Below are 25,096 nucleotides of genomic sequence, written 5' to 3' on the forward strand. Positions count from 1 at the left end.
CGCGCCATGGCCCCCGCTTGCGCAAGAATGCGGATGGGCGGGTCGGAGCAATCCGGCCACCCCCTTGATCCCCCAGAGCCACAGGACTGCCTGCAATGACATCCCCCGCCATGACCCTTCAGGCTGATCTTCACGACAAGGTGCCCACCGGCGTCGTGCTGCGCTATGGCATCGGCCAATTGGGCGCGCAGGTGTTTCGCGATACGCCCGCCGTGCTGCTGCCTTTGTTCATGACCACGATGCTGGGTGTTCCGGCGTGGCTGGCGGGGCTGGTGGTGCTGGGGCCGAAATTGTGGCTCATCCTGTGCGATCCCTTGGTGGGTGCATGGTCGGATCGGGTCAAGGCGCTTTATGGCCGCACGCCTTTCCTGATCGGCGGGGCGCTGGGTACGGCGGCCTCGTTTGTCGCGCTGTTCGCCGCGACCAGCTTTTCCAGCCCTTATTGGGCTGCGGCGACGGTCTGCGCGCTGTTCTTCGTCGGGTCGACGGCCTTCAGCATCTATTCGGTGCCCTATCTGGCGATTGCCGCCGAATTGTCGGGCGATCCGCATCAGCGCAACCGGATCATGGTGCTGCGCATGTTTTTCGCCACGTTCGGCGTGCTGATCGGGGTGGGCGTGGCCCAGCCGATCATCGAGCATTTCGGCGGCGGCGCGGCGGGCTGGCACATGATGAGCTATGTGCTGGGCGCGATCTGTCTGGTTTCCATGCTGACCACGGCCAGCGGGCTGCGCCGGGTGCCTCTCATCATGGCGGGCGATGTGCCGGGCAATCTGTGGCAGCAACTGGCGCTGGTGCGTCAGAACAAGCCCTTTCTCGTGCTGCTCGCCACCAGTTTTGTCTCGAATGTGGGTCAGGCGGCTTCCTATACGGTCATCGGCTTTGTGTTCCTTTATGCGCTGGAGGCGATCTGGCTGATCCCGATCTTCATCCTGTGCATGTCGGCGGCCAGCCTCGCCGCCCAGCCGCTCTGGCTCTGGCTGCCGCGCCGGATCGGCAAGCCGCGGGCCTATGTGACGGCGGCGCTGGTCTGGGTCGCGGTGACGGTGACATGGCTGTGGGCCGGGCCTGCCGATGATGTGGTGCTGCATCTGGGCGCGCAGGCGCTGGGCACGCAGCATGTGCTGGTATTGGCCCGCGCGGTGGTGATCGGCATGGTCAATGGCGGGTTCATCCTGCTGGCGCTTTCGATGATGACCGATACGGTCGATTATCAGCGCCGGTTGATGGGCGTGGCCAATGAGGGCGTGTTTGCCGGGCTGTTTTCCGCCTTTGAAAAGCTGGCTTTTGCGATGGGGCCGGTGATTGCCGGGCTGGTGATGAGCGCCTTTGGCTTCGTTTCCTCGACCGGCGGCGCGGCGAGCCAGACTCCCCATGCGATCACCGGGATCATCCTGCTCTACAGCGTGATTCCCGCCGTGATGCAGGGCCTCGCACTGCTGGTGTTCAGCCGCTATCGCCTGCCTGAAATTGGCGGATAAGTCCTTGTCCGGCCGTGGCATTTCACCACGATGGCTCGCGTGTCCGCAGGGCGGCCAAAATCTGCCCGCCCTGCGGAGAAAGCCCGGTCCGGCGATGGCCCGCTCGGCCCGCTGCCGCAAAATTTCCCCGCATAGGCATGGGATCAACCATGCCAGGGGAGTGAAGCGAGTATGAGGAATTTTCACCGGTTTTACGCGGGCGCGGCGCTGCTGGCGCTGGGCATCGGCGGCGCGGCGCAGGCGCAGCAGGTGCCCGCAACCACCGACAATGCCGACATCACCGTGACCGCCACCCGCACCGCCTCGACGGTGCAAAAGGTCGCCGTGGCGGTGACGGCGCTGGGCGCGGACACGATCGTCAAGCAGGGCATCACCAACGTCAAGGACATCAGCCAGATTGCCCCCAATGTTCAGATCCGCACCGTTTCGGGCGGCTCGGCGGGGATCACGCCCTATATCCGCGGCGGCGGGGTGACGGACGGCGCGAATGTGACGTCCGAACCCGAAGTCGGCATCTATATCGACGATGTCTATCAACCGCGCGCGGCGGCTTCCTTCATCGACCTGCTGGATATCGAACGGATCGAGGTGCTGCGCGGGCCGCAAGGTACGCTTTATGGCCGCAATTCCAGCGCGGGCGCGCTCAAGATCGTCAGCCGCACACCGGGCGCCACGCCGGGGCTGAAGCTGGAATTCGGCACGGGCAGCTGGGACGGGCGCAGCATCAAACTGGTGGGCAACACGCCGCTGTCGTCCGATGGCGCATGGCGCGCGGGGATCTCGGCGCTCTATCGCGGCCAGGACGGCGGGCGTCAGTACAATGCCACGCTGGGCAAGAAGGTGGGCGCGGAGAATTATTACGGCGTAAAGGGCGATCTGGCCTATGTCGGCGCGGGCCTGACCGCTCGCCTGTCGGGCTATTATTCTACGCTGGATGGCGACGGGCTTTACCCTTCCGCGCTTTCGCCCACCTATGCGGGCAATGACTATCTGGCGGTCGCGCCGACAAGCGGCAGCTATCAGACTGTCCTCAGCCCGTCGAAGAGCTTTACCAAGGTGGTGCAATATGGCGCCAATCTCAACATCGAGGCCGATGTGGGCAGCGCCAAGCTGACCTCGATCACCGGCTGGAGCCATCTGCGCGACAATTGGGCGCAGGATTTTTCGGGCGGCGTGCCATGGTCGGCGCTGGGCGTGTCGCTCTCGGGTTATACCTCGCTGTTCGACCGCACCTCCTCGCTGCATGACACCTCCTTCAGCCAGGAATTGCAGCTTAACGGCGATGTGCTGGGCGGCAAGGTCAGCTATGTCGGCGGGCTCTATTTCTTCCGCGAAACGGGCGCGCAGACGCTGCTCTCCAGCATCTTCTTCACGCCCTCGACCACGGTCTTCAACATCGAGACCAATTCCTATGCCGCCTTTGGCCAGATCGGCATCCATTTCACGCCCGAGCTGACGCTCTCGCTGGGCGGGCGCTATACGCAGGATGACAAAATCCTCAATGCCGTGATCAGCGGCGCCTCCGTCAACCGCAAGGACAGTTGGGGCACGTTCCTGCCCAAGGCGGCGCTGGAATATCAGATTACGCCGCGCGTGATGGCCTATGCCAGCTTCTCCGAAGGGTTTAAGGCGGGAGGCTATAACGGCCTGGCCAGCGATGCGGTGGCGCTCAATTCGCCCTTTGCGCCGCAAAAGATGAAGGCCTACGAGCTGGGCCTGAAAACCGAGTTTCTTGACCGCAAGGGCAAGCTCAACATCTCGGCCTTCTTCAACGATTATTCCAGCCTGCAGCAGCAGGGCGTGACCGGCACCGGCGCCTTCATCACCCAGAATTACGCCGCCGATCACAAGGGCGTGGAGGCTGAATTCTCGCTTCGGCCGATCACTGGCCTGACGCTCTGGGCTAATGGCACGTATAATGACGGCAAGTACAAGGCGTCGGCCGCCACGGTTGCGGGCGTTGCCTCCTATGTCGGCAATGCGATGACCAATGTGTTCAAATATCAGGCTTCCTTCGGCGCGGACGCCGCTGTTCCAGCCCATGGCGGCGAAGTGACCATGGGCATCAACACCACGGCTCGTTCGGATTATTATTCGACGCCCGACAATCTCTACATCGGCCATGTGCCCTCGACCACGATCGCCAATGCCTATCTCGGCTTTGGCAAGGACAACTGGTCGCTGCGCGCCAATGTGAAGAACCTGACCAACCAGATCGTGTGGACCACCGGCTTCGGCTTCTCGGTGGTGCGCCCGCGTTACATGAGCGATCCGCGCACATGGCAGCTGACATTCACCTATAAGATGTAAAATACGGGCGGGCGGGGCCATCGGGTGCCGCCCGCCGCGCGCAATGGAGAAAGAGGGATGAAGGTTTCGCGTTTCATGGGTCTGGCCGTCATGGCTATGGGTCTGGCAACGGCGGGCGCCGCGCAGGCGCAGGGCGCCGATCCGGCGGTGCGGGGCAAGCTGTTGTTTCTGCAATGCGGGGCATGTCATGCGGTGGTGCCGGGCGCCCCGGCCAAGGTGGGGCCGAACCTGTCGGGCGTGTTCGGGCGCAAGGCAGGCGCGGCGGCCGGTTTCAAATATTCGCCTGCGCTGGCCAAGGCCGGTCTGACCTGGGATGAGGGCAATCTGGACAAGTGGCTGACCTCGCCCGCCAAGCTGGTGCCGGGTACGATCATGCTGTTCCCCGGTCTGCCCAAGCCGGAGGATCGCAAGGCGGTGATCGCCTATCTCAAGACGTTGAAGTGAGCGGGGAAATGAGCAGGGAAGTGAGCGGCGCGTCGCTTTCCCGCCGCGCCCTGATCGCGTCGGGAGCGGCGCTTGGGATGGGGGCTGCGATGCCCGCGCTGGCCGCATCGGTGTCCACTGTGTTCGAGATCGAGGCGGCGGGCGGGCGCAAGGTATCCATCACGCAATGGCGCCCGGCCCATCCGGTGGGCACGATCCTCTTCAGCCATGGGGCGGCTTCCTCGCCGCGCTTTTACGAGGCGATGATCGGCCCGATGGTCGCGGCGGGTTGGCATGTGCTGGCCCCGCTGCATGTGGATTCGCGCGAGCATCCCGATACGGCCAAATTCACCGGGCTGGCCAGTTGGCGCGCGCGGCTGGAGGATCTTGCGGCCCTTACCGCCCATATCGGGCATCGGCCCTATGTGGCGGTGGGCCATTCCTATGGCGGGCTGACGGCTCTGGTGCTGGGCGGGGCGCAGAGTGTTGCGCCGCAGGGTTGGAGCGGCCCGCAGAGCGACGGCAAGGCCAAGGCCGTCATCGCCTTTTCTCCGCCCGCCGCGATTCCCGTGCTCATCACGCGCGAGGGCTATGGCAAGCTGTCCGTGCCCGCGCTGGTGCAGACCGGCACGCTCGATCTGGTGCCGGGGATGACGGCTGCCGATCCCGATGGATGGAAGGTGCATCTTGACGCCTATGAGGCCGCCGTGCCGGGGGGGCATCGCTATGGCCTGGTCCTGTCGGATGTCAGTCATTATTTCGGCGGGCTGATCTGCGATTATGCGCAGAAGGGGCCGCCTGCGGTGCAGGGGCTGAGGGATGCGAACCGGATCGCGGGCCTGTTCCTCGGCGCCTATGGGCGGGGGGATGCGAAGGCGCTTGCCGCGCTGGACCGGGCTGTCTCGCCCGATCTGCAGGTGCGCCTGATGAAAAAATAAGCGCCGCAGGTTTGGGCCTGCGACGCTGCATTTCATACCCAAGGAAAAGGGTGCGAGAGCCAAACTCCTCGCACCCTTTTTCTTACTGCTCGGCAATTTCCTCAATCACCTTGGCAAACCCGACCTCGGTTTCGGCATCGCGGGCTTCCTGTGCGTCCTTGCGGGCCAGATAGAACAGGCGGCCGAGGAAATCCTGACGCCGCGCCTCGCGCTCTTCCAGCGCTTCCTGATCCAGCACCAGCGCCTCGATTCCCGCGGCAAGGTCGATCCCCTGCGCCTTGGCCGCGCGTTCGGCGCTGTCCAGCCGGTCGCGCAGGGTCGAGATCTCGCTGGCCAGCACCATGATCATCGACATGGCTGTGTCCAGCCCGTCGGTGTCATAGAATTGCGGGCGCTTGCCCTTGGCGTCGCGGATGACGTGGGGGCGTTCGGTTGTTTCGGTCATCGTCAATCCTCTCAGGCAGCCAGAGCGGCCACGTCGGCCTTGCGGGCGATCAGCACTTCCCAGCCGCCGCCGGGGGCAAATTCGCCGGCGGTAAATTCGCGCTCCGCCACGTCCTCGGCGGCCTGCTGGCTGTAGCCGTCGGCGGCGGCGGCAAATTCCATCACGGCCATCGGCGCGGTGTCGAATTTGACGGCGGCGCGCTCGAAGCCGACCTTTTCGGCCAGGGCGATCTGGTCCATGTCGCGCATCGCGCCCCAGAAGGGCTCGTTATTGTACCAGGTCTCGTTGTCGAGGATGAACTGGGTGAACGGGTCCATCAGGTCAAACGGCGGCAGGTCGGCATGGATCATCATCCCGCCCGGCGCCAGCACGCGGTGCGCCTCGGCAAACACGCGGGGCATGGCCTTGCCGCTGGTTTCATGCAGCAGGATATGGCTGACCACGAGGTCGAAATAGCCGTCCTCGAAAGTGGTTTCTTCCGCATTCATCGCGGCGAAATTGACCTCCAGCCCCATCCCGGCGGCGCGGGCATGGGCATAACGCACGCAGGGCACGCCCACATCGATGCCCCAGACCTCTGCCTCGGGGAAATATTCCTTATAGGGCAGGGTCGAATGGCCCACTGTGCAGCCCATATCCAGAATGCGGCGCGGTTTGAAATCGGGCGCATGGCGGCGCAGGTAATTGCAAACGCTGCGGCCCATGTCGTCATTGTCCGGGCCGGTATAGCCCATCGCATAGAGGAACACGCCCCGGTCATAGAGCGCGCCCACCGAGACGTCATCCTTGGCCACTTCGCTGCAATAGCCGCCCGGCATGCAGTGGATGTCGAAAGCCGTGACATAACGCGGCGGCACGAAACCTTCGGGGATGCGCAGTTCCGCCTTGGTCCCGGCCGACAATTCGCGCGCCCGTTCGATCAGTTCGGGCAACTGGCGGTCGACCGAGACATTGACCGATTCCCACAGCAATTCCTGCGCGATGCGGTTGGTGGCGGCATAATGCTGAAAATACGCGTCTTTTACCATGCCGTTGCGAATGTCGCGGCGGTTCTGCGGCTTGCGGCCATGCTCTTTTTCAAAGGCCTGCGAAACGCGCGTGTTGTAAACCGGCGTCAGGCCGGGGAGCAGGGTGCTCTGGACAAAGCCCTTGAGGCTCTTGGCAAATTCCTGCCGCGCGGCTTCATCGGCCGTCGCGGTGGGGAGCATCTTGTGGCTCGCTTGCTGAAACGTGTTGAGCATCTCGACTCCATCGGGAAGGTGACACCGGGGGATTGTTGATCTGTGACCAGAAATGGGTGGTTGCGGGCCGGATGGCAAGGCGGAGCGCCATGCGCTATCCGTCTGGTGGACAGCGTCAGCCTGCCGCCGTGTGGCGGGCGCGGGAATACGGAAAACTGCGCCCAAGATTATCCCCCGCTTGGGCGTATCAGGAGTCGGATGAAGATGGATGAGATGAAGGTAAGTCGGCGCGGCGCGCTGGGCATCGCGGGGGCTGCGGCGGGCGCCGCGCTGGTTCCCGCGGCGGCCGAGGCGGCAGCGAAGAAAGCGGCCCCCAAGGGCAAGCCGCCGATCGATTTCGTGACCAAGATCGACTTCAAGGACCCTAAGTGGACCCGCGACACCTATGCCCGTTTGGATGGCGATGTGGCGCCGGGCAAGGAGAAGGTGGGCTGGCTGCGCGGCAAGATCTTTGGCGTGCGTGACAACGAACCGGTACGCGCTCTGATGAACGTCGAGGGCTTTTCGGTGGTGCGCATCAATCGCCTGCCCGATGGTTCGTGGCGCCGCCTGCTGCGCGAAATCGTGTTCTATCGCGATCTGGCCACCAACAAGATCCTGACCGAATGGGACAATCCCTATACCGGCGAGCGGGTGAAGGTTGTGCCGATCGCCAACGATCCGTTCAATTTCACCATCGCCGACACCGTGCCTGAATTCCCCAGCTATGGCGGCATTCAGACGATGAAGCGCGAACCCAAGCCCTTCCTGCAGGATTGGCAGTTTGCCCCCGATGGCAAGATGGTGCTGAACACCGGCGTCGACATGATTTATCCCAACGCCTTGCAGCCCGACAAGTGGCCGCGTGAAAGCTCGGGTGTCATGAATCGCGTGTCGGAACAGTTCATCTATGTCTGCGACCGCGCCGATGTGGAAAACCCCAACGTCACCCACATTCCGCACACCGGTTCGTGGAGCCGCGTAACCCCCTGGCTGCCCTGGATGCTCATGGGTCAAGCGCCGGGCCATATGAATTATTTCACCCATTTCTCGACCAGCCCCAAGGGCATTGCCGGTCTGCCCGCCGATCTGGTGGCGGCCGCGCGGGCGATGGGTGAAAAGTGGCTGCACGCGCCCGAAACGGATTACGGCCCGTCACTTTCCAGCCTCGAGAATTATGCCCGCGAGCAGAAGCCCGCGCCGGTTCCCGCCGGTTGGGCTCCGCCCCAGCCGCCCGCGCCGCGCAATCCCTTTGCGAAGTAAGGGATAAACAAAAAGGGGGCGGGAAGGATCAACCTTCCCGCCCCCTTTTTGTCAGGCGTATCAAACGCCCTTTATCAAAAACCTAGCGCGCCGGGGTTCATCACGCCCTTGGGGTCAAGCTGATCTTTCAGCGCGCGCACCAGCACCGAGGCCTGCGGCGTCAGGCGCGAGACATAGGGATAAGCGCGGCCGATCTGGAAATGGCCCGCGCCGTAATCCTGCATCAGCGCGACAATCGCTTCCTTCAGCTCATTGGCATAGGCCTTGGCCTCCGGGTTGGCCGGATAGTCCTTCAGCCCCGCGATCCATTCCTTGCCCAGCGTTTCGAGATGATAGGGCGTGCGCGCATCGGGCCAGTAGAGCGCGATCTCATAAAGGAACCCGGCCGAATTGACCGGCGAGGCCATCGTGCCGGTCCAGATGCCCAGCCGGTCCATATCCGCCTTGCGCGCGGCCAGCATGGCCTTGAACGTGCTGTGAAACGGCACGGTTTTTTCGTGGGCCAGCACGCCATGGATCGGCACCCAGCGTTCGCCATTGGGGCCAAGGATATTGCCCAGCGGCGCAAAAGGCATGGTGCGCACAAAGGCCGGGATCGTATTGGCGATCTCGCGCCCGTCATCGCCGATGATGCGGCGCAGACGCTCGGCCCGATGCGCCGCATCGGCAGGGTCAAAGCCCTCAACGATGAAATGGCACATATACTGGCCCGAACGCATCGGGTCCTCGCCCGCCAGCGCCATTTTCAGCACCTGCGTCAGACCCTTGAGCTTGTTGGGCGCCTTGCTCAGCACGCTCCATGCGATCTGCATCCGCGCGCCCATGCTTTGCTGGCGCCCGATCTGGCCCTGCGAGAGAGCAAGGTCGATCATGAAATGACTGTCGTCGATCCGGGCGATCTGGGCGCGGCGCACGGCGGCGTGATAGGCTTCGAAACTGTCAAAGGCAAAGGACAGCGCCTCGGCATGGGGCAGGGCGGCGATCAGCGGCAGGCGGATGCGCGCCTTGACCCCCAGCGTGCCGCAATCGCCGGTGAACAGGCCGGTGATGTCGGGGCCATAAAACCGCATCGATTCGGCCGCATTGGTGGTCAGCAGCTCGCCATTGGCCAGCACCACATCCAGCCCCAGCACGCTTTGCGCCGAAATGCCGTGGGCGGCGGTGCCGTGGCTGACGCTGTTCTGGCTGACCGATCCGCCGACAGTGGCGGCGATGCCCGAAAACGGCCCCCAGAAGGGCGTGCGCAGGCCCCGCGCATCCAGCGCCTCTTTCAGCGCGGCCCAGGTCACGCCCGCCTCGACGGTGACGATGGCGTTGCGCTCGTCAATCTCCATCGCGGTCAGAGCGCCGGTGTCAATCAGCACATGGCCGCCCGCCGGAAACAGATAGCCATCGGTATAGGAGGCCCCGCCCCCGCGCGGCACAATCGCCACGCCCGCCTCGGCGCAAAGGCGCACGGCGGTCTGCAGCGCCGCCACGCTGGCCGGGCGAAGGATGCACAAAGGCGCGCCGCCGGTGCGGTAAACGTCATTGGAGACATAGGCGAGGCGGTCGGCATCATCCACCATCGCCCCGGCGCCCAGAGCCTGAACCAGCCGCGCCTTCAGCGTGTCATCCTGCATTGTTGCGCTCATCGGTTCGGGCCTTTCATCTGTCGGGGGCATATTCAGCCTCTATCGCTGGCGCAAGCAAGGGGGCCGGGCGAGGCATGGGGGTGATTTATCCGGCCTGCGGGCAAATCGGGCGAGGGGCAGTGGGAAGGACGTCATCACAGGCATCCTCCCGCCAAAGCCGCAGATCATATGCGGCGGGAGAAAGAGTCGCCCATGGGAGTATCCGCCATAACCGGCTGGAACCGTATCGCCCGCGCCCTGCATTGGGGCACGGCGCTGGCCGTGCTGGTCGAGGTGCCGGCCGGTTTCATCATGAGCTGGACCTATGCCGCCCGCGATCCGGGGGGCAAGGCCAGCCATGTTCTTTCCAGCCAGATCCACCATACGCTGGGCATGATCGTGCTGATGGCGGTGGTGTTTCGCATTGTGTGGCGCCTGACCCATGACAGGCCGCCGCCGCCCGCCACGTCCAGCCGCTTCGAGGTCCTGCTGGCCGCCGCGGTGCAGGGACTGCTCTATCTGCTGCTGCTGGCGCTGCCGCTTTCGGGCTGGGCGGCGCTTTCCTCGATGGCGGCGGGGGCGGGCTATCCGGCGCCCGAGATGTGGTTCTTTGGCACGGATGGATTTGGCCCGGACGGGTTCATCCCGCATATCGTGCCGCCGGTGGCGTGGAATGCGCCGGTCCTGTTCAAATATGGCTTCTTTGCCCGGATGCATGTCTGGGGCCTGTGGCTGGGCGGGGGTTTGCTGGCGCTGCATATTGCCGGTGCGCTCAAACAGCATTTCATCGCGCGCAGCGATGTCCTGATCCGTATGTGGCGGGGGCAGGCATGAGCGAGATCATCACCCTGATTCCGCAACCCGCCACGGCCGAGGCGCTGGCCCCCTTTGGCGCGATCATCGGCGCGGCCAGCGGGGCCAAGAGCGTGGCGGTGGATTTCTACAAGGGCGCGGTGCGGATGAGCTATCCCGCCCCCTTTGAATGCGACCATCCGGTTGAGATCACCCTTGCCGACATGGACCCGCGCCCCGGCGAGGTGCGCTATATGGAGCGCCATGCCCAGCATACGCAGGCTTTCATCCCGCTGGGCGGCAAGCCTTTCGTGGCGGTGATGGCTCCGCCCTGCGAGGGCGACCTGCCCGATCTTTCGGCCGTGCGCGCCTTCTATTTCGACGGCAGCGCAGGCTTTGCCATGCATCGCGGCACATGGCATGAATTCCCCTTCGCCGTGCTGCCCGATACGCAGATCGCCGTCTTGCTTTCCAGCCAGACGGGGTATGATCTCAAGGCCAAGGATGAAGTGACCGAGGAGGCCCATGGGCCCGACCTCGACAAGAAGGACATTCGCGCCCGCACCGGGCGCCTGTTTCGATTCAGTTTGGAGCAAGATCTTGGTTGAACGCAAAAATCTGGACCGGACGGCCCGTTCCAAAGGCAGCCAGCCCGTGGTGCTGGAAAGCGCGACTCAGGATGCGCTGGCGGGCATGGTGCTGGCGCTGCTGGGCGAGGTGATGGTGCTGAAGGACCGGCTCGACGCCAATGAGCGGCTGCTTAAAGCCGCCGGGCTGCATGGGCCGGAGGATATTGACGCCTATCATCCCGATGCCGAGGCGCGCGCCTGTCGCGGCGCCTATAAGCAAAAGGCCTATGAGCGTGTTCTGGGCGTGGCCCGCGACCGGCTGCTGCCCGAGGCGCTGGCCGATCAGAACGCCTATGAAAACGAACTGGCGCGTGTCGCCGCCGACGCTAACTGAGGAGGTTCCCCCCATGGCCACTCTTGCTGAATCCGCCCGCCCCAATTCCACCCATTACGGCCATGCCGTGATGCCCCAGGCCACCCATGACGAACAGGCGCTGGAGGATCACTTCCTGGCCATGCGCATGTGGACCAACCAGAAGATGGACCCGCTCGACCGGCGCCTGCTGGACGAGGTGATCGTGCCCGAAGTGACGGCCAGAACCGGCAAGGCCCCCACCCGCAGCACCGAGGTGCGCAATGCGCTGGAAAACCATCCGCTGCACCAATATTGGCTGACGCTCTCGCTGTTCTATCAGGACCGCATCTGGCAGGCGCTCGATGGCGCGATTGACCGGCAATATGATGAACTGGCGGGCAAGGTGGCCGAGCAGGCGGCTAATCCTAAGGGCTCGTTGCGGCTGAACCCCGATCTGGTCATGCCGCGCTATATCAGTTCGATCGACCATCACCGCATGGCGGGCGGCTATATCACCGACACGTCGGATGCCGATTTCCGCGCGGGCGCTCTTTATGACCGCTTTGCCTCGACCTATTTGCGCAATCTGAACGGCGGGTGGAAGAATGACGGGCGCGGCCATACGCTGGCCAGCCATGTTCAGGGCTTCTTCCCCGATTTCAAGCCCAAGCGGATCCTCGATCTGGGCTGCGCGGTGGGCCATTCGACCGTCGCCATCGCCCAGGCCTTTCCCGATGCCGAGGTCTATGCGCTGGACGTGGGCGCACCGATGCTGCGCTATGGCCATGCCCGCGCCGAAAGCATGGGCGTGGCCATCCATTTCAGCCAGCAGGACGCCGAACATACCGATTTCAAGGACGGCTGTTTCGATCTCGTCTGCTCCTCGGCCCTGCTGCATGAAACCTCGGCCAAGGGGATGCGCCAGATCTTCAAGGAGAGCCACCGTCTGCTGCGTTCGGGCGGGATCATGTGCCATGTCGATGTGCCGCCGCGCCACGAACATCTGAGCCTGTGGGACCAGATGCGCTGCGATTTTGAATCGCATTACAACAACGAACCCTTCATGACCTCGCTGGCCCGCACGGACTGGATGAAAGTGGCCACCGATGCCGGTTTTGCGGCGGACAAGGTGGCGGTCGGCTATCGCAAGGGCAGCTATTTCCTCAATCCGAACACCGAGGACTTCTTTACCGAGGGCCACCCCGAAGGGCGCACCCTGATGGGCAGCTGGTATGCCTGCGCGGCGGTGAAGGACTGATCCTGTCCGCCAGTCGGCTAGAGTTTCGAGCGCAAGACCGGCCGCCATTTTGCCCTGCATGATCCGGGCATGATGGCGGCCGTTTTGGTGGGTAAAGGGTCTGGAATGCGTAAAGCGATTGTTGGGATGTTGCTTGCTGTTGCGGTGACGGGGCCGGTCAGGGCGCAGGATGGGGCGGCGGCCGTGGCCGCCAAGGCTCCGCCCGCTCCTGATTACGCCATGCGCGCCAATTGGTCGGTGTTCGCCTCCAGAGGCTGGGCCTCGCCCCTGCCTGAGGGTGCGGCCAAACCGGCCCGCGCGCCAAAGGTTGCGGTCTTTTTCCTTCACCCCACCACGCTGCGCAGCGAGACGGGCGAGTTGAACCAGAACACGGCCGACGCCAAGGCCAGCCACTGGACCGATGAAAGCAGCATCGCTCGACAGGCCAGCGTCTTTGCCGCCTGTTGCGATGTCTATGCCCCGCGCTATCGCGCCGCCACCTATAACAGCTTCGCCAGCGGTCCGGTGCGCGAGGCGGCCTTTGCCTTGGCCTTTGGCGATGTCGAGCGTGCCTTTGACGCATTCCTCAAACAGATCGGCGACCGTCCCTTCATCATCGCGGGCCATTCGCAAGGGGCCTTCCATTCCGCCACCCTGCTGGAGCGACGGATCGACGGCGCGGCGCTGCAAAAGCGGCTGGTGGCGGCCTATATCATCGGCATCAATCTGGCGCAGGGCGATTTCGGCAAACGGTTCAAAAGCGTGACGCCCTGCGCTGCGCCGGACCAGACCGGATGCGTGGTGCAATGGAACGCCTATCTCGATGGTGCGGCCGATGTGGCGAAAATGGCGGGCTACTCGCAATCGACCTATGTGCAGAAATATGGCGATGATGCGGGCAAGGTTACGCTTTGCGTCAATCCATTGACCTTTGATGCAAAGCTGAAGGAGGCGCCATCGGCGGCGGCCAAGGGCGCGGTGCCGGGCAGCCCCGGTTTCGGGCCTTTGCAACCGCTGAAAGCGGGGGCGGTTTCGGCGCGTTGCGATTTCGGCCTGCTGCTCGTCCGGCCCGACAAGGCGCTGGGGCTGGAGCCGCTGGCAGGCGGCGTTATGCATTATCATGATCTGGGCCTGTTCTGGGCCGATACCAGCGCCAATGCCGTGCTGCGCGCCCGCGCCTATCTGGCAGGTGGCAAGTGAGGGTGTGGCGCTGGGCGGGGGCTGCGCTGATCGCGGCGGTTTTGGGGGCCGGGGCCTATGTGGGCGCGGCACGGGCCGGATGGCTGCGCCCGGATGAGGGCGAGATGCGCGCGCGCTATGCCACGCCTGCCTCGCGCTTTATCACCGTGGACGGACAGGCGCTGCATGTGGTGGATGAAGGCCCCGGCCGAGCCGATGCGCCGGTGGTCATGCTGGTGCATGGTTCCTTTGCCTCGGTGCATATGTGGGATGATTGGGCGGCGGGGTTGAAGGGCCGCTATCGCGTGATCCGTTTCGACCGCCCCGGCATGGGCCTTTCCGGGCCGCAGCCGCAGGGTCTGTACAATGGCGATGCCGAGGCGGCGTTGATCGCGGCGCTGGCCGCGCAGATGAAACTGCCGCCTTTCGTGCTGGTGGGCACCAGCAGCGCGGGCGAGGGCGTGGCCCATTATGCTGCGCAGCATCCGCAGGCGCTGCGCGGTCTGGTGCTGGCCAATATCGCCGCCGGGCCGCTGAAACCGGCGCCGCATTTCACGCCATGGTTCAAGGCGGTGCTGGCCTTTGACGGTCTGTTGGGCGGTCATCACATACCGGCGATGTGGGGCGGGATCCTGCGGATGAATTATGCCGATCCGGCCCGTGTGACGCCCGAACTGGCGCGCGAATGGACCGAACTGAACAATCGCGCACAGGGCTGGCCGCGTCATTTCGGCAAGGCGCCGCCCTTTGCGGGCACGCCCGCCGATCTGGCCGCGATCACCACGCCCACGCTGGTGCTGTGGTCGGATCGCGATCCCGAGGTGCCTTTGGCCAAAGATGGGCGCCAAACGCTGGAAAGGCTGGGGGCAAAGGACAAGGTGCTGTCTGTCGTTAAGGATTGCGGCCATATGATGCCGCTGGAATGTCCGCAGGCGTCATTGGCGCCTGTGCAGGCCTTTTTGGGCCGGATTTCCCACTAAACCGCGTCGTCAATTACGGATTCCTGCGAATTTCGCGCCGCCCGCGCCGTGCCTAGCACGCTTTTGTGACTGTTTGGTCGAGCCTCTGCATCCGACAGGCGAATAGGCCGCATTTCCTGCGCCACGCGGGGCAGGGGCAAGGCACTCTCTCTTCAGCCGAAAGGGATAAGCGGAATCGGCCAGATAGGGGAGTTCAAGTCAAACGGCTCGTTTTGGGGCCGGGGTGTTTTACGCGAAGCGTAATTCGCCACATTCCCTGCTGGATGGATCGCGCCAATTGGCGCCGCGTGAACAACAGGCGGATAGAATTTCATAAGAACAGATAGCAGCGGGAACTAGAACAAATTCTGGATCGGTTTTTGCCGACATAACAATTATCCAGTGAGGGAAAAATGGAAACTCGCTTTTTGAAAGCCTCTGTGGCGACAACGACCTCGGCTCTTGCGATTTTTGTGGCACTTGGGGTTGCCACTCCTGCGCTGGCCGCTGAACCGGCCGCTGCCGCGCCCGTCGAGGATGCAGGCACCATCACCGTCACCGCGCGTAAACGCAGCGAAGACATTCTCAAGGTTCCCGTGACAGTCACCGCGCTGACGGCTGAAACGCTGGCGCAAAAGGGTGTTGTCTCGATGAGCGGGCTGGCCCAGTCGACGCCGGGCATCAACATCAACGACAACTCTTCGGGCCACGCCGACCGCTCGTTCCAGCAGATCGTGATCCGCGGCTTCACGCCCTCGACCACGCTGGCCACCACCACCTCGATGTTCATCGACGGCGTGGCGGTTGCCTCGCCCTCGGCGATCATGTCGGTTTCCGATCCCAAGCAGGTCGAAGTCGTCAAGGGTCCGCAGAGCGCCTATTACGGCCGCAACACCTTCGCCGGCGCGATCAACATTTCCACCAAGGATCCCACCTCGGAATGGCACGGCAACCTGCTTGGCATGGTGGGCACGCGCGACAATTACCGTCTGCAGGGCGCGATCGAAGGGCCGATCTTCGGTGATGTCCTGACCTTCCGCATCACCGGCGACCGTTGGGCCAAGAGCGGTTCGTGGAACAATGCGGCCCCCGGCGGCGGCACGCTGGGCGACCAGAAGAGCACGATCGGCACCGCCACGCTGCTGTTCAAGCCTGCGCATAACTTCTCGATCAAGCTGTTCGGCCTGATGAGCGAAGACCGCGACGGCGCCCCGGCGCAGGCCCGCCTCTATGCCTATGACATCAAGTCGAGCTCGGGCGCCGTTATCGCGCCCAGCCAGTCGAACTGCTCGTTCCAAGGCAACAGCCGCGGTGTGGCCGGTCAGGGCACCGCCGTCACCAATGCCTATATCTGCGGTGTTACGCCCAAGCTGGCCTATCCGGTTTCGGCCAATGTGGCCAATACCGATGCGATCCGTTCGTGGCTGTCCAGCCCGACCAACCGTATCGTCAGCCCCAGCGAGGGCGTCGATGGTTATGGCCTGCGCCGCATCAGTCACCACGCTCATGCCAATGCCGAATGGGTGATCAACCCCAACATCACCGCCGCCGTGCTGGCCGGTTACAACCGCGAAGTGTGGTCGACGCTGATTGATCTGGATGGCCTGGACACCAGCAGCATCGCCTATCCGGCCAACCCCAAGGGCTATTGGGATTTCCCCTATCTGATCGAACGCAAGACCAATGACTGGTCGATGGAAGGCCGCGTCAATTACAAGTTCGGCCGCCTGCGCGGTGTGGCGGGTGTTTCCTACCTCAAGGCGCAGCAGTTCCAGGGCGGCGGCGGCGGCTTCACCGCTCTTACCTCCGCGCTGCTGTCTCCGGGCGGCAAGGCGGAAAGCCGCACCACGGGCCTGTTCTTCGGGGCGACCTATGACTTCACCGACAAATTGTCGGCCAGCGTTGAAGGCCGTTACCAGATCGACTGGCTGGGCGCGTTTACCCGTCCCTCGGGTCAGACGCTTCAGGCCGGTTATCTGCCCGCGGGTACCTACGCGGGCGGCAGCCTGCTGGCCTCGGCCAAGTATAACAATTTCACCCCGCGTGCGATCATCAACTATCAGTTCAACCCCAGCTTCATGGCTTATGCCTCGTGGGCCAAGGGTGTGAACCCGGCGCAGTTCAACACCGCCATTTTGTCCACCAGCACGGCCATCCAGAATGCAGCGATTGCCGCCGGCGGCGAACTGTCGATCAAGCCGGAAAAGATCACCAACTATGAAGTGGGTGTGAAGGGCAAGGTGCTGAACGGCGCGCTGCGCTACACCGCCGCAGCCTATTACGCCCAGTGGCGCGATCAGATCAACGCGATCTCGATCATCGTGAACGACCCCACCTCGGCCACCGGCACGAGCTTCCAGAACGTGTCGGCCAATACCGGCAATGTCGATCTTTATGGTATCGAGGGTGATTTCTCGTTCAAGGTCAATGACCTGATCACGCTGGACGGTGCAGGCGCGATCAACGCTTCGGACATCAAGCAGTTCCGCAGCACCACCGTCAGCCAGTTGACCGGCATTTTCGACTTCTCCGGCAAGGAGATGAAGAACACGTCGAAATATTCGGCCAACCTGGGCGCGCTGCTGCATGGCGACCTGCCCTCGGTTGATGACGGCAAGTGGTTTGCCCGTCTCGATTGGAGCTACAAGTCGGGCCAGTGGTCGAACGAGGCCAATATCCTGCGCACGCCTGATCGCCATATCTTCAACCTGCGCGGCGGTGTGTCGAAGGGCAATGTCGCGGTTGAGGCTTTCGTCAACAACCTGTTCAACAACCACACCTACACCTCGATCGGCGACAACTATGCCATCGACAACACGCTGGCCCACTTCGGCTTCTATTCTGCGGCTGTGATGGGTCTTCCCGAACTGCGTACCGTCGGTGTGCAGGTCAAGGTCAAGATGTAATGGCCCGACGGGGCGGCGGCGCAATCCGCAGCCCCGGACGGACGGACGGTTTCAGGCTGGCTCTGCGCAGGCGGGGCCAGCCTTTTTTGCCAGAGGAGAGCGGCATATGACAGCCTATATCTGGGCCACGGTAAAAAGCGGCGAGCCGGAGGCATTCATCGCCTATGCGCGCGCGGCGGCGCAGGTCGCGGCGGATTTTGGCGGGGAATATCTGGTGCGCGGCCTGATCGAGCAGGTGTTTGAGGGCGAATGCGAGGATGCGGGCCGAGCGGTGCTGATCCGCTTTCCCGATGCCGATGCCGCGCGGGCCTATATGAACAGCGAGGGCTACAAGGCCGCCAAGGCCCTGCGCGAGGGCGCGGGCGGTTCGGTCAATTCGCGCCTTGTGGTGGCGTCATGACGGGCGTGTCGCGGCGTGGCGTACTGGGCGGAGCGGGCCTGATGCTGGCCGCGCCTGCGCTGGCGGCGGTGCGGGGGCTGGATCTGGCCGCGCCTGCGGACCGGCTCATGGCCTTCGTCAAAATGCGCGGCAGTCTGGATGACCGGCTGATCGCTAGCTGGGTTTCGGCCCGCTACTACGGCATAACCGGGGATGAGATGCGGCCGCTGTTCAATGTGCGCTCGGCGGTCTTTGCGCGCTATCGTCCCGCCGCCGACGGCGGCTATGAGGCCATCAATGCCGAAATCGCCTGGTTCACCGATCCCGACACGGGCGCGGTGCTGACCCAATGGCGCAATCCCTATACGGGGCGCGATGTGAAAGTGCCGATGGGGGGTTATGCACCATCCAAGGTGTTCATCCGCCCCGATCTGGGCTTTGCGCTGGCCAAACCGGTGCCGGGGCTGGAGATCGAGCACGAGGTGCTGCCCTTCGAGGTGCGCGGCGATGATCTCTATATCACCGAGCGTTCGCGCACCTCGATGCGCTTTGCCCCCGGTGCCAAACCTTTCCGCTATTCGGAGAGCAACACGTTCCATGCCCGGCTGTCGGACGTGCTGTCCGGCGCCCCCCATGTGCCCAGCGATGTGAGCTTCACCAATGTGTGCAGTTGGCGTCCGTGGATGGAGATGGGCGACACACCGGGCCATATGTCGGCCATCGGCATCGGCAAGCAGGGCGCGGCGATGGACAGCATCCCGGCGGAATGGCAGGCCGCGACCCGCCAGTTCCGCCCGGAGGTGCTGAAAGACCCCGCAGCTTTGCTCACGCCCCTATGGAACGCGCCCTAATCAGACACCCAGCAGGGCGGCGGTCTCGTCGCCCTGCTTTGCCGCGCGGCGCATGGCGACGCGGCCCATGTTGAACAGGCCCGCAGCCAGCACCACCGCAGGCCCCGCCACCAGCGCAATCGCCCAGCCCACCTTGGCCGGATCATGCAGCACCGCGCCATTGACGCTGGCCACCAGCAGCGGCCCGCTGGCCGCGCCCAGCAAGGTGTTGAGCACCAGCGTCAGCGCGATCGAGGTGCCCCGCATCCGCGCCGGAACAATCGCCTGCAAGGTGGCGAACATCAGCGTGCCGCACACCGCATAGATCGCATTGCCCGTGGCCACGACAAAGGCCGCCGTCCGCGCATCGCCCGCCAGCACCGCCAGCGTCGAGGGCAGCGCCAGCAGCGGCATGAAGGAGAGCAGGCGGAAGCGCAGCATGGGCTTGCCCGCCTTCATCGAGCGATCCAGCAGCCACCCGCCCACCAGCGGCCCCGTGGCCGAGAACAGCATCGAGAGCGGCCCCAGCCAGGCGCCCACAAATTGTGGCGAAACGCCAAAGCCGCGCATCAGCATCGTGGGTTGCCATGCCGCGCCGCCATAGGCCGCGATAAAGCACACCCCAAAGCCCAGATAGAGCGGCGCCAGCACCGCGCGGTTGCGCCAGAACCATGCCACGCTCTCGCCGATGCCGGGATGGGCGGCCAAGGGCGATTGCCCGCGCCGCGCCGGTTCGCGCGTGGTGAGCATACCCAGCACGACGATGAGGCCCAGCGAGCCGGAAATGACGAAAACCGTCCGCCATGGGGCAAGACCGGCCAGCACCGGCCATGTTGCAAAGGCCCCCTTGGCCGCCGCGCTCAGTACGATGCCGGTGAAGGCAATGCCCAGCCCCTGCGCCAGCGACTGGCCCATCATATAGATGCTGATCGGGCGGCCGCGTTTGTCGGGCGGAAAGAGGTCGGAAATCAGCGAGATCGCGCAAGGCCCCAGCGCCGCCTCGCCAAGGCCCACCAGCAGGCGGGCGGCAAACAATTGCCCGAACCCCGCCGCCAGCCCGCTGCCGATGGTGGCCAGCGACCAGAGCGCGATGCCCCCGGTCAACAGGTTGCGGCGCGACACGCGGTCGGCCGCAACCCCCATCGGCATGCCCATAAAGGCATAGAACAGGCCGAAGGCCAGCCCCTGCAGCAATCCGATCGCGCCATCGCCGATGCCCAGGTCATGGCGCACCGGATCGACCACCATGTTCAGGATCGCCCGGTCGATGACCGAACAGATCCCGGCAAGGAACAGCAGCGCGACCATCCACCATGCGGTGGCGGCGCGGGGCCAGCTTTCGGCCGGGGCCCGCATCAGAGCAGACCGCAGGCGCGGGCGCGCGTCTTGATGTAATCGCCCAGCCAGTCGAGGTTGCGGAAGCGCAAAGTGCCGCGTCCGACCGCCGTGCTGGAATGGGCCATGCCCGCCACCAGACGCAGCGCCTTGCCCATCAGGAAGAGTTCCTTGTTGGCGATTTCCTCGGCGGTGAAAGGGCGGACCGACTGATAGCCGTCCTCAAACGCCGTGCCATAGCTTTCCGAAAAGCCGTAGAACAGATTGCCCCAGACGAAGTTCTGCACGTCCTGCATCAGGAAATCCTCGCCCGCCGCGTCGAAATCGAGCAGCGTGATCGTGCCCGCATCATCGACATGGACGTTGGAGGGGTGGAAATCGCGGTGGCACACGCCCAGCGGCACACCGGCGGCGGCCAGTTCATCGAGGCGCTTGTCCATATTGGCGGCAATGATCGGATAATCGCGCAGGTCGTCCGGGCGATCATACACAAAGTCGATCAGCGCGGGCATGCAGATGTTGTAATCCTTGGCCGTGTCGGTGGTGAACTTGTGATCCTTGCCCGCCCATTCATAGCCCAGCAGATGCATGTTGGCGAAAGCCGCGCCGATGCGGAACGAGGTTTCCTCGCTCAGCATATCGCCGAATTTGCGCCCCGGCGCCCAGTCATACATGGCAATCGCGCGCGCGCCCTCGGGCGTGGCGGCCTTCCAGTAGAGCGTACCGTCATGCTGGGGCACGGCGACGCTGGCGGGGAAGGACTTGTCCTTCAGGAAGGCCAGGAAATCGAGTTCATAGGCAACATCATCGACATCGCGGTATGTCTTGCGCCACACGCGCAGCGCATATTTCGTCTGCTCGTCCTGAACCAGATAGACATCGTTCATGCCGCGATAGAGCAGCCACACGTCCAGCTTGCCCACCACCGGATAGCGCGCCTTGACCTCGCGCGCGATAAAGTCGGGGTGCAACACCGAATGCGAAATATCAGCAATCGGCAGGCCGGATTCAACCAAGGAAGAGACGTAATTCACGGGCAAGCACCTCTGGAGCAATGTCGAAAATATCGCGATCCAATTGGGGCAGATCGCGGATGGAAATATCCGGTATCAGCGCCGCCGCCGCCAGCGCAGGCTCGCGCAGGGCTTCATGCGGTTGCAGCAAAAGTACCGGACAGGTGATCTGGCCAAGGCGAGCATAGTCATAGGACCATACGCCGCGATAGGCCCAAGTGAAGCGGTCGAGGATAAAGGCCTTGTCCGCAAAATGACGGATCGCGCGGGGCAGCGACTGGCGCGGATCGCGCGCCTTGACGACATAGGCCCACAGGCGCGTCAGCAGGTCGAGGATGACCGCGCCATCCTCGTCGGGCGTTGGGAATTCCTCGGCCTCGCGCAATTTGGCGGCGCGGATGTCGGCCGGATACATGGGAATGCCGGTCAGGCCCATCCGCCGCACCTGCCCCGGCAAGGCCAGCGCCAGCTCCACCGCCAGCAGCGATCCGGTGTGATAGCCGTAAAGGTCAATCGGCCCATCCACCCCTAGCGCGGCCAGACCATCGGCAAAGGCGGCGGCATAACCGGCCATGCCGGGAGGGGCGGGCGGCGCATCGCTCATGCCATGGCCGGGCGTGTCAAAGGCGATCACGCGGCGGTCCTGCGCCATGGCGGCGATCAGCGGTTCATATTCCCAGCCCGAGGACGGGTTCTGATGCAGCATCACCAGCGGCGGATGCGCGCCATCAACGCCCGCCTGCCGGTAATGCAGTTGGCCATAGCGGCAGGTGGTATAGGCGCGCGACAGGGTCATGATCGGATCGGGGGTGTCCGTATAATTATCGCATCAACATGATCCCGCGCGGATTACGCAACAGGGAGTCACGGCGGACTCTCCGCAGGGCGGAGATTTGGGCTATCGGCGCGTGGCATTGCGGCCGGTCGCGCCATCCTGATGGCTTGCCGCAACAGGAGAATGGCAGATGGAGAACCCGCTGGGTTTGGCATTGGTGGGATGCGGGCGGATTTCTGGCGCACATCTGGGCGCGGTCGGGCAACTGGCGGACCGGGTCCGTCTGGTGGCGGCGGTGGACCGCGATCCGGCCGCCGCGCAGGCTGCGGCCCGCCCCTTTGGCGCTGTGGCCAGTGATGATCTGGCGCAGGTGCTGGCCATGCCCGAGGTTGAGGCGGTGCTGATCGCCAGCCCCAATGACCTGCATGCCGAACAGGCGATGGCGGCCATTGCGGCGGGCAAGCATGTGCTGGTGGAAAAGCCGCTGGCGCCAACGGGCGAGGAAGCCCTTGCGCTGGCGCAGGCCGCAGCGGACAAGGGCGTGGTGCTGGCCGCCGGCCATACCTATCGTCAGGGCCCCGCGTTCCATTATCTGCTCGACCACTGGCAGGATTTTGGCAAGCTGATGGCGGTGGAGGTCACCTCCTGCGTCCGCTGGAACGGCCCGCAGGCGCCATGGTGGGCCACGCGCAAGCCCGAGGAAGGGCTGATCCTCTCGCTCTTTGCGCCCCATTCGCTCGATTTCGTGCAGATGTGCATGGGGGCGGATGATCCGGTCCGGGTCCATGCCGAGGCCGCCCGCTGGCAGACCGGATGGCAGGGCGAGGATCAGGCGATGATCCTGCTCGCCTATCCGGGGAGGCGCATGGCCAGCGTCCATATCAGCTATAACCAGCCCAGCATCATTGACCGCAAGGTTTTGCATTTCAGCAAGGGCGTGGTGGAAATCGAGGACGGTGAATTCCTGCGCTTCAACCGCGAATTGCTGGTGGAGCCTGCGCCCGGCGTGGTGCGCGATGCCCGCGTGATGGGCGGGCGCGATCTGGGCCATTATTTCCGCATCCAGATGGAGGAATTCGTCGCCGCCGCGCGCGGCCGCCCGCATCGCAGCGTCAGCGGCTTTGACGCGGCGCGCACCATCGCGCTCATCGACCGCATTCTGGCCGATGCGCGGCGCAATGGGGCCGATGCCATTGATCCGCCGCCCCCGCCCGAACTGGCGCTGGACATCACCGCGCAGGTTAAGGCCGATGCCTTCAGCGATCGCAGGGAGGGTTAAGATGCGCGATGCCCTATCTCGATGGATGCGCGGCGCGGCCATGATGGCGATGGCTGCGGCGGTGATGGGCGCGGCTCCGCCCCCGTCAACGCCCAAGCCGGAACTGGGCCCGGACGGTACGCCGATCATCCGGGCCGCGCCTGCGCCGTCCTTTCCCTCGCTGCGCCCCGGATCTGCCTTTGCCGATGGGGCCGACCTGCCCGAAATGGTGGTCGTGCCCGCCGGGCGCTTCATGATGGGCACCACGCCCAAGGACAACCGCTCGGTGGGCGTATGGCCGATGTTCGATGCGATGGAGGGGCCGGTGCATCCCGTCACCATCGCGCGGCCCTTTGCCGTGGGGCGCTATGCCGTCACCTTCGCTCAATGGGATGCCTGCGTGACCGACGGCGGTTGCGGCGCCTATCGACCGGCGGATGAAGGCTGGGGGCGCGGGCGGCGGCCGGTCATCAACGTGAATTACGACGATGCGTTGGCCTATGTCGCCTGGCTTCGCCGCAAAACCGGCCAGCCCTATCGCCTGCTGTCCGAGGCGGAATGGGAATATGCCGCGCGCGCGGGCACGGTGACGCCCTTTTATTTCGGCACGCGCATCACCCACGAGGATGCCAATTACGGCAATTTCTATGACCGCACGACGCCGGTGGGATCCTATCCGCCCAACCGGTTCGGCCTATATGATATGGCGGGCAACACTGCGCAATGGGTGGCCGATTGCCATCACCCCGATTTCAAGGGGGCGCCCGGCGATGGATCGGCGTGGATCGCGGGCGGCGATTGCACCAAGCGCAATGTGCGCGGCGGTGGGTGGAGCCTGCTCGACTGGACCTTGCATGTGGCCCAGCGCATCGGTGATCCCCCGCAACAGCGCAACAACCATCTGGGCTTTCGCGTGGCGCGCGATTTGCCGTGATTGACGGGGGCCTAGCGCCCCCCCGCCACGTCCAGCGTGGTGCCGGTGATATAGCTGGCCTCGTCGCCGGCCAGGAACAGGATGGCGTCGGCCACCTCGCGCGCGGTGCCCAGCCGGTGCAGCGGCACCATCCGGCTGGGGGCATATTCAAGGCCCTGTTCGTCCATCGCGCGCAAGTATGGTCCGGCCAGTTCGGTATCGATGGGGCCGGGGGCCACAGCGTTGATCGTGATCCCGCTGTCGCCCAATTCGATGGCCAGCGCGCGGACAAAGCCGATCACCCCGGCCTTGGCGGTCGAATAGGGAGCGGCGCCGGTATAGAAGGCGTTCCACACCGTTCCGTTGCGCGCGCCTGAGGACAGACACACGATCCGCCCATAGCCGCGCGCCGTCATGCCCGGCACAGCGGCGCGGGTGCACAGGAACATGCTGCGCAGGGAGAGCGCCATCGTGTGTTCCCAATCATCAAGCGAAAGATCGGCAATCCGCCCCGAACGCCCGCCGCCCACATTGTTGACCAGAATGTCGAGCGGGCGCCATGCCAGCGCAGCAGCGAACAGATCGGCTACCTGAGCCTCATCGGTGACATCGCAGGGGATGATCCGATGCGGCGCCTCGCCCAGCAGGGCGGCGGTTTCGCGTAACCGTTCCTCGTCGCGGTCGGCAAGGATGAGTGCCGCGCCCTCTTCGGCAAGGCGCAGCGCGGCGGCGCGGCCGATGCCAAGACCCGCGCCGGTGATAAGGGCGGTTCTGCCGCCCAGTCGTGATTGGCTCATGGCGTGCAGGCTATGGAACGTGCGGCCCTATGGGCGCGCTTTGCGCGGTCTATCCGATGGGCGGAATTGTGGGAAACGGTCATTGCGGAGCGGGCAGGGCGCGGCG

At 64.4% G+C, this 25,096-nt stretch carries 23 protein-coding genes; 16 read left to right on the forward strand and 7 right to left on the reverse strand.

What is annotated here, in order from left to right; translation table 11 throughout:
* Positions 1-110 precede the first annotated feature (110 nt).
* The 4 genes from FHW92_RS01540 (at position 111) to FHW92_RS01555 (ending at position 5,152) form a co-directional block, all read left to right on the forward strand.
* Positions 111-1,481 (forward strand): MFS transporter, encoded by a 1,371-nt coding sequence (locus FHW92_RS01540; RefSeq protein WP_246869855.1) that lies wholly within the window; start codon positions 111-113, stop codon positions 1,479-1,481.
* A 171-nt stretch (positions 1,482-1,652) separates the two neighbouring features.
* Entirely contained in the window at positions 1,653-3,791 is a 2,139-nt protein-coding gene (locus FHW92_RS01545) for a TonB-dependent receptor (RefSeq protein ID WP_168601458.1), read from the forward strand.
* Positions 3,792-3,848: 57 nt separating this feature from the next.
* Positions 3,849-4,235, forward strand: a complete 387-nt coding sequence (locus FHW92_RS01550) for a cytochrome c family protein (protein WP_168601459.1) — start codon at positions 3,849-3,851, stop codon at positions 4,233-4,235.
* Positions 4,236-4,243: 8 nt separating this feature from the next.
* A complete protein-coding gene (locus tag FHW92_RS01555; protein WP_168601460.1) occupies positions 4,244-5,152 on the forward strand; it encodes an alpha/beta fold hydrolase in 909 nt (302 codons plus the stop codon).
* An 82-nt stretch (positions 5,153-5,234) separates the two neighbouring features.
* On the opposite strand, the gene FHW92_RS01560 is transcribed toward FHW92_RS01555, so the two are convergent.
* Positions 5,235-5,597 (reverse strand): hypothetical protein, encoded by a 363-nt coding sequence (locus tag FHW92_RS01560; RefSeq protein WP_168601461.1) that lies wholly within the window; start codon positions 5,595-5,597, stop codon positions 5,235-5,237.
* A gap of 11 nt (positions 5,598-5,608) precedes the next feature.
* Entirely contained in the window at positions 5,609-6,838 is a 1,230-nt protein-coding gene (locus FHW92_RS01565; RefSeq protein WP_168601462.1) for a methyltransferase domain-containing protein, read from the reverse strand.
* A gap of 204 nt (positions 6,839-7,042) precedes the next feature.
* On the opposite strand from FHW92_RS01565, the gene FHW92_RS01570 reads away from it, so the two are divergent.
* Positions 7,043-8,080 (forward strand): DUF1838 family protein, encoded by a 1,038-nt coding sequence (locus tag FHW92_RS01570; RefSeq protein ID WP_168601463.1) that lies wholly within the window; start codon positions 7,043-7,045, stop codon positions 8,078-8,080.
* 74 nt (positions 8,081-8,154) lie between these two features.
* Here FHW92_RS01570 and FHW92_RS01575 read toward each other — a convergent pair whose 3' ends face one another.
* On the reverse strand, positions 8,155-9,714 hold the full coding sequence (locus tag FHW92_RS01575; protein WP_168601464.1) for an FAD-binding oxidoreductase: 1,560 nt from the start codon (positions 9,712-9,714) through the stop codon (positions 8,155-8,157).
* Between the two features lie 192 nt (positions 9,715-9,906).
* Here FHW92_RS01575 and FHW92_RS01580 point away from each other — a divergent pair, with 192 nt between their 5' ends.
* The 9 genes from FHW92_RS01580 (at position 9,907) to FHW92_RS01620 (ending at position 18,920) form a co-directional block, all read left to right on the forward strand.
* Entirely contained in the window at positions 9,907-10,527 is a 621-nt protein-coding gene (locus FHW92_RS01580; protein WP_168601465.1) for a cytochrome b/b6 domain-containing protein, read from the forward strand.
* The gene (locus FHW92_RS01585; RefSeq protein WP_168601466.1) at positions 10,524-11,093 is read left to right on the forward strand and encodes an ureidoglycolate lyase; all 570 of its coding nucleotides are present in this window, start codon (positions 10,524-10,526) and stop codon (positions 11,091-11,093) included. The genes FHW92_RS01580 and FHW92_RS01585 overlap by 4 nt, the downstream gene beginning before the upstream one ends.
* Positions 11,086-11,448: a hypothetical protein gene (locus tag FHW92_RS01590; protein ID WP_168601467.1), complete on the forward strand. Its 363-nt coding sequence runs from the start codon at positions 11,086-11,088 to the stop codon at positions 11,446-11,448. The genes FHW92_RS01585 and FHW92_RS01590 overlap by 8 nt, the downstream gene beginning before the upstream one ends.
* Before the next feature lie 13 nt (positions 11,449-11,461).
* Entirely contained in the window at positions 11,462-12,667 is a 1,206-nt protein-coding gene (locus FHW92_RS01595; protein WP_168601468.1) for a class I SAM-dependent methyltransferase, read from the forward strand.
* Positions 12,668-12,793: 126 nt separating this feature from the next.
* Positions 12,794-13,846, forward strand: coding sequence for a DUF3089 domain-containing protein (locus FHW92_RS01600; RefSeq protein WP_168601469.1), 1,053 nt, complete (start codon positions 12,794-12,796; stop codon positions 13,844-13,846).
* Positions 13,843-14,805, forward strand: a complete 963-nt coding sequence (locus tag FHW92_RS01605; protein ID WP_168601470.1) for an alpha/beta hydrolase — start codon at positions 13,843-13,845, stop codon at positions 14,803-14,805. Before FHW92_RS01600 ends, FHW92_RS01605 begins: the two co-directional genes overlap by 4 nt.
* A gap of 452 nt (positions 14,806-15,257) precedes the next feature.
* Positions 15,258-17,690 carry a TonB-dependent receptor gene (locus tag FHW92_RS01610; RefSeq protein ID WP_349237623.1) on the forward strand — a complete coding sequence of 811 codons (2,433 nt, stop codon included), beginning with the start codon at positions 15,258-15,260 and terminating at the stop codon, positions 17,688-17,690.
* 106 nt (positions 17,691-17,796) lie between these two features.
* On the forward strand, positions 17,797-18,090 hold the full coding sequence (locus FHW92_RS01615) for a DUF1330 domain-containing protein (protein ID WP_168601472.1): 294 nt from the start codon (positions 17,797-17,799) through the stop codon (positions 18,088-18,090).
* Entirely contained in the window at positions 18,087-18,920 is an 834-nt protein-coding gene (locus FHW92_RS01620) for a DUF1838 family protein (protein WP_168601473.1), read from the forward strand. The genes FHW92_RS01615 and FHW92_RS01620 overlap by 4 nt, the downstream gene beginning before the upstream one ends.
* Here FHW92_RS01620 and FHW92_RS01625 read toward each other — a convergent pair whose 3' ends face one another.
* From FHW92_RS01625 to FHW92_RS01635, 3 genes are read right to left on the reverse strand one after another with little or no spacing between them, the layout of a single operon-like run.
* On the reverse strand, positions 18,921-20,255 hold the full coding sequence (locus FHW92_RS01625) for an MFS transporter (protein ID WP_168601474.1): 1,335 nt from the start codon (positions 20,253-20,255) through the stop codon (positions 18,921-18,923).
* Complete coding sequence (locus tag FHW92_RS01630) at positions 20,255-21,268, reverse strand: phosphotransferase (RefSeq protein ID WP_168601475.1); 1,014 nt, start codon at positions 21,266-21,268, stop codon at positions 20,255-20,257. Before FHW92_RS01630 ends, FHW92_RS01625 begins: the two co-directional genes overlap by 1 nt.
* Positions 21,243-22,043, reverse strand: coding sequence for an alpha/beta fold hydrolase (locus tag FHW92_RS01635; RefSeq protein WP_168601476.1), 801 nt, complete (start codon positions 22,041-22,043; stop codon positions 21,243-21,245). Before FHW92_RS01635 ends, FHW92_RS01630 begins: the two co-directional genes overlap by 26 nt.
* Before the next feature lie 169 nt (positions 22,044-22,212).
* Between FHW92_RS01635 and FHW92_RS01640 the strand changes: the two genes are divergently transcribed.
* Together FHW92_RS01640 and FHW92_RS01645 are read left to right on the forward strand one after the other, a co-directional pair.
* Positions 22,213-23,301 (forward strand): Gfo/Idh/MocA family oxidoreductase, encoded by a 1,089-nt coding sequence (locus FHW92_RS01640; RefSeq protein ID WP_168601477.1) that lies wholly within the window; start codon positions 22,213-22,215, stop codon positions 23,299-23,301.
* A 1-nt stretch (position 23,302) separates the two neighbouring features.
* Positions 23,303-24,214, forward strand: a complete 912-nt coding sequence (locus FHW92_RS01645; RefSeq protein WP_168601478.1) for a formylglycine-generating enzyme family protein — start codon at positions 23,303-23,305, stop codon at positions 24,212-24,214.
* Positions 24,215-24,225: 11 nt separating this feature from the next.
* Here FHW92_RS01645 and FHW92_RS01650 read toward each other — a convergent pair whose 3' ends face one another.
* A complete protein-coding gene (locus FHW92_RS01650) occupies positions 24,226-24,990 on the reverse strand; it encodes an SDR family NAD(P)-dependent oxidoreductase (protein ID WP_168601479.1) in 765 nt (254 codons plus the stop codon).
* Positions 24,991-25,096 lie beyond the last annotated feature (106 nt).

The sequence above is a fragment of the Novosphingobium sp. SG707 genome (genome assembly GCF_012275515.1).
GTDB lineage: Bacteria > Pseudomonadota > Alphaproteobacteria > Sphingomonadales > Sphingomonadaceae > Novosphingobium.

Excerpts from the sequence above, each read along its gene's own strand:
- FHW92_RS01650 (WP_168601479.1), bottom strand. The coding sequence starts at position 24,990 with ATGAGCCAATCACGACTGGGCGGCAGAACCGCCCTTATCACCGGCGCG.
- FHW92_RS01595 (WP_168601468.1), top strand. The coding sequence starts at position 11,462 with ATGGCCACTCTTGCTGAATCCGCCCGCCCCAATTCCACCCATTACGGC.
- FHW92_RS01585 (WP_168601466.1), top strand. The coding sequence starts at position 10,524 with ATGAGCGAGATCATCACCCTGATTCCGCAACCCGCCACGGCCGAGGCG.
- FHW92_RS01645 (WP_168601478.1), top strand. The coding sequence starts at position 23,303 with ATGCGCGATGCCCTATCTCGATGGATGCGCGGCGCGGCCATGATGGCG.
- FHW92_RS01615 (WP_168601472.1), top strand. The coding sequence starts at position 17,797 with ATGACAGCCTATATCTGGGCCACGGTAAAAAGCGGCGAGCCGGAGGCA.
- FHW92_RS01635 (WP_168601476.1), bottom strand. The coding sequence starts at position 22,043 with ATGACCCTGTCGCGCGCCTATACCACCTGCCGCTATGGCCAACTGCAT.
- FHW92_RS01575 (WP_168601464.1), bottom strand. The coding sequence starts at position 9,714 with ATGAGCGCAACAATGCAGGATGACACGCTGAAGGCGCGGCTGGTTCAG.
- FHW92_RS01545 (WP_168601458.1), top strand. The coding sequence starts at position 1,653 with ATGAGGAATTTTCACCGGTTTTACGCGGGCGCGGCGCTGCTGGCGCTG.
- FHW92_RS01555 (WP_168601460.1), top strand. The coding sequence starts at position 4,244 with ATGAGCAGGGAAGTGAGCGGCGCGTCGCTTTCCCGCCGCGCCCTGATC.
- FHW92_RS01540 (WP_246869855.1), top strand. The coding sequence starts at position 111 with ATGACCCTTCAGGCTGATCTTCACGACAAGGTGCCCACCGGCGTCGTG.
- FHW92_RS01550 (WP_168601459.1), top strand. The coding sequence starts at position 3,849 with ATGAAGGTTTCGCGTTTCATGGGTCTGGCCGTCATGGCTATGGGTCTG.
- FHW92_RS01625 (WP_168601474.1), bottom strand. The coding sequence starts at position 20,255 with ATGCGGGCCCCGGCCGAAAGCTGGCCCCGCGCCGCCACCGCATGGTGG.
- FHW92_RS01565 (WP_168601462.1), bottom strand. The coding sequence starts at position 6,838 with ATGCTCAACACGTTTCAGCAAGCGAGCCACAAGATGCTCCCCACCGCG.
- FHW92_RS01620 (WP_168601473.1), top strand. The coding sequence starts at position 18,087 with ATGACGGGCGTGTCGCGGCGTGGCGTACTGGGCGGAGCGGGCCTGATG.
- FHW92_RS01600 (WP_168601469.1), top strand. The coding sequence starts at position 12,794 with ATGTTGCTTGCTGTTGCGGTGACGGGGCCGGTCAGGGCGCAGGATGGG.
- FHW92_RS01580 (WP_168601465.1), top strand. The coding sequence starts at position 9,907 with ATGGGAGTATCCGCCATAACCGGCTGGAACCGTATCGCCCGCGCCCTG.
- FHW92_RS01640 (WP_168601477.1), top strand. The coding sequence starts at position 22,213 with ATGGAGAACCCGCTGGGTTTGGCATTGGTGGGATGCGGGCGGATTTCT.
- FHW92_RS01570 (WP_168601463.1), top strand. The coding sequence starts at position 7,043 with ATGGATGAGATGAAGGTAAGTCGGCGCGGCGCGCTGGGCATCGCGGGG.
- FHW92_RS01560 (WP_168601461.1), bottom strand. The coding sequence starts at position 5,597 with ATGACCGAAACAACCGAACGCCCCCACGTCATCCGCGACGCCAAGGGC.